At 75.5% G+C, this 3,485-nt stretch carries 3 protein-coding genes; all 3 read left to right on the forward strand.

All coding sequences use genetic code 11. The features are described from left to right. The first annotated feature begins 156 nt into the window (after positions 1-156). The 3 genes from ACWGPF_RS17470 (at position 157) to ACWGPF_RS17480 (ending at position 3,447) form a co-directional block, all read left to right on the forward strand. Positions 157-1,059, forward strand: a complete 903-nt coding sequence (locus ACWGPF_RS17470; protein WP_452333994.1) for a dihydrodipicolinate synthase family protein — start codon at positions 157-159, stop codon at positions 1,057-1,059. Between the two features lie 605 nt (positions 1,060-1,664). Next, positions 1,665-2,492 (forward strand): aggregation-promoting factor C-terminal-like domain-containing protein, encoded by an 828-nt coding sequence (locus ACWGPF_RS17475; protein WP_452333995.1) that lies wholly within the window; start codon positions 1,665-1,667, stop codon positions 2,490-2,492. A gap of 1 nt (position 2,493) precedes the next feature. Beyond that, positions 2,494-3,447 carry an aggregation-promoting factor C-terminal-like domain-containing protein gene (locus ACWGPF_RS17480; protein ID WP_452333996.1) on the forward strand — a complete coding sequence of 318 codons (954 nt, stop codon included), beginning with the start codon at positions 2,494-2,496 and terminating at the stop codon, positions 3,445-3,447. Positions 3,448-3,485 lie beyond the last annotated feature (38 nt).

Consider the following 3,485-nt stretch of genomic DNA (forward strand, 5'->3'; position numbering starts at 1 on the left):
CGGCAAGATCGACGTGGTGCCCTACACCCGCGCGGGCGCCATGGGCAACGCGCGGTGAGCTGACGCCACGGGGCCCCGGCGGAAGCGGGGGCCTCGTGCCGTCAGCGTCCGGGTGAGCACCCCGCGTGTTCGCGCCCATCGGCTATGGTGCGACGCATGATCCACGGCGTCGTGCCCCCTGTTGTCACCCCCCTCACCGCGGAGGGGGCGCTCGACGAGGAGAGCCTCGCGCGGGTGGTCGACGAGCAGGTCGCCGCCGGCGCGTCCGGGGTCTTCGTGGGGGGATCCACGGGCGAGGTCGCGCTGCTCTCCGACGAGGTCCGCGTCCGCGCGCTGCGGGTCGCAGTAGCCGCGGCGGACGGCCGCGTCCCCGTGCTCGCCGGCGTCATCGACACGGGCACCGCACGGGTCGTGCGGCAGGCCGAGCGCGCCGAGGCGGCCGGCGCCGATGCGGTCGTCGCGACACCGCCGTTCTACGTCGCGCCGCACGCCGCGGAGATCGCGCAGCACTTCCGCACGGTGGCGGCAGCGGTGTCCATCCCCGTCGTGGCATACGACATCCCGTCGGCAACGCACGTGCCGCTTCCCGCATCCGTCCTCCGTGAGCTCGCCTCGGACGGCGCGATCGCGGGCTTCAAGGACTCCAGCGGCGACATCGCGGGCTTCCGCCGGGCGCTCGCGGCGCTGGGCGACGTGCCGGCGCTCACGGGGTCGGAGCTGTTCGCCGACCTCGCGCTCGAGCTCGGCGCGGCCGGCATCGTCCCGGGGCTCGGCAACGTCGATCCGCACGGGTACGTGCGGCTGTCGGACGCCGTCGCGCGCGGCGACCTGCCCGCCGCGCGCGCGGAGCAGGAGCGGCTCATCCGGCTGTTCCGCATCGTCGAGGTCGCCGACCGCGGCCGCATCGGCGCCACGGCGGCGGCGCTCGGATCGTTCAAGGCCGCGATGTGGCTGCGCGGAGCGATCGACTCGCCGCGCACGTCCGAGCCGCTCGGTGCGCTGCTGCCGTCCGAGATCGACGCCGTCGGCGCCATCCTCGTCGCCGCGGGCCTTCTCTAGCCGGCACGCCCATCGCCTCGCCCGGCACGGCCGGCACGGCGGCCCGTTGGCGCGGGCGGTGCGGGTTGGCGCTGGCGCTGCGGGTTGGCGCTGGCGGTGCGGGTTCGCGCGGGCGGTGCGGGTTGGCGCGGACGGTGCGTGAGTGCTCGGCACTGCTGTGCACGGCGCGCACCGCCGTGCCACGCCGGCACCGCCGTGCAAGCCCGGCACCGCCATGCAAGCCCGGCACCGCCGCGCAAGCCCGGCACCGCTGTGCCGTACGGGCCCCGCAGCGGCTCGCCCGCCGTCTCGGAGACCCGCGAAGAGGCCGGAAACCGAGCGGCACAGCGGATTTCCAGGGGACTCGGAGGTCGGGCCCCGCGCGCCGGTGCGCGGTCCCGCGCGATCCGCGTCAGGGCGCGGATCTGCCGTTACCTTTCCGTTATCTGGCGGCCGGCGCCGCGCGGGCGCCGTGCACCCCGTTCCGGGCTCCCACGCAGGAAGCGCCCAGATTCGGCGCCCAGGGTCTTCGTCTTGTGGCCGGCGCCCGAACGCCGCCGCGGCCGGTGCACCCCGACACCGGTCTGCCCCCCCGGCTCTGTCGAGCCCCATGACAGGACGTTGCATTGCCCCGTGATCTCGAAGCGGGTGAGCCCCTTCTCACCCCGTTCCCACGCCCGAACCACCTCTCGCTGCTCCGCAAGGAGAAGGAGCGCCGCTCCCGTCGCCGCTGGGCGATCGGCGCGACGCTCGCGCTCTGCGTGAGCGCGGCCGGCGGAACCGTCGCCGCCGCCGCGGCGGAGCCCGGCGCTCGCGCGGTCGACGCCGTGACGGCCGCCAGCGCGGACGCCGAGACCGTCGAAGCCGCGACCGAGGCCATCGACGAGGCGCAGACCGCCATCGCCGCCGCCGAGGCCTCCGTCGACACCTCGAAGCTCAGCGCCTACGTGCACACTCTCGCGGGCTACGACAAGCTGCCCGTCGTGACCGTGCAGGGCGTCGTCGACGAGGCCGAGCAGGAGACCGACGCCGTCGTGGCCGAGACGGCCCAGGTGCAGGCAGAGGCCGCGGCCGCCGCCCAGAAGGCCGCCGAGGAGCAGGCGGCTGCGGAAGCCGCCGCAGCCGAGGCGCTCGCCGCCGCGAACACCGTGGAAGGCGCACAGGATACGGCCCGCACGATGGCCTCCGAGCAGTACGGATGGGGCGACGACCAGTTCTCGTGCCTCGTCTCGCTCTGGAACAAGGAGTCGGGCTGGTCGTACACGGCGCAGAACGCTTCCAGCGGCGCGTACGGCATCCCGCAGTCGCTGCCCGGCAGCAAGATGGCGACCGCGGGCGACGACTGGGAGACGAACGCGGCGACGCAGATCGCGTGGGGGCTGTCGTACATCTCCTCGGTCTACGGCACGCCGTGCGGCGCATGGAGCCACTCGCAGTCGACGGGGTGGTACTGACATGGAGCCGCTGCTGACGCCGTTCCCGCGGCCGAACCACCTCGCGCTGCTCCGCCGCGAGAAGGAGCGCCGTCGCCGTCGCCGCTGGACGATCGGGGCCGCGCTCGCCGTCGGCCTGACCGTCGCGAGCGGCACGGTCGCGGCGGCCGCCGCCGAGCTCGCACCCGTGCCGCGCGATGCCGAGGCGCTCGCGGTCGCGGCGGAGGACGCCGGGACGGTCGCGTCGGCCGACGACGCCATCGCGGCCGCGCAGCACGCCGTCGACGGCGCGCACGCGTCGGTCGACACGACGGCGCTGGCGGCGGACATCCGCACCGCCGGCGCGTACGACAAGCTCCCCGTCGGGTCGGTGCAGGCGGCGGTCGACGAGACGGAGGCGGAGACCGCCGAGGTCGTCGCCGCGACCGAGGCCGCCGAGAAGGCCGACGCCGAGCGGGCCGCGGCCGAGAAGGCGGCAGCCGAGAAGGCCGCAGCGGAGAAGGCCGCGGCGGAACAGGCGGCCGCCGAGCAGGCGGCGGCCGAGCAGGCGGCGGCTGAGCAGGCGGCGGCTGAGCAGGCGGCGCAGGAGGCGGCGGAACAGGCCGCGCAGGAGGCGCCCGCCGAGGAGCAGGCGGTCGAGGTGCCCGCTCCCGCCGCCGCGACGGCGTCCGCGGCAGAGGCGCAGGAGATCGCGCGCGAGATGGCGGCGTCGCAGTACGGATGGGGCGAGGACGAGTTCTCCTGCCTCGTCGCCCTGTGGAACAAGGAGTCGGGCTGGAACGCGAGCGCGTACAACGCGTCGAGCGGCGCGTACGGCATCCCGCAGGCGCTCCCCGGGAGCAAGATGGGCTCCGTCGCCGCCGACTGGCAGACGAACGCCGCCACCCAGATCGCGTGGGGGCTCGGCTACATCGCCGGAACGTACGGCACGCCGTGCGGTGCGTGGAGCCACTCCGAATCCGTCGGCTGGTACTGACCGGCCCGGCTGACGACGGGGGCGCATCCGAGGGATGC

Source organism: Microbacterium sp. NPDC055683 (assembly GCF_053617895.1).

Coding starts and splice junctions, on each gene's coding strand:
- ACWGPF_RS17470 (WP_452333994.1), top strand. CDS start 157: ATGATCCACGGCGTCGTGCCCCCTGTTGTCACCCCCCTCACCGCGGAG.
- ACWGPF_RS17480 (WP_452333996.1), top strand. CDS start 2,494: ATGGAGCCGCTGCTGACGCCGTTCCCGCGGCCGAACCACCTCGCGCTG.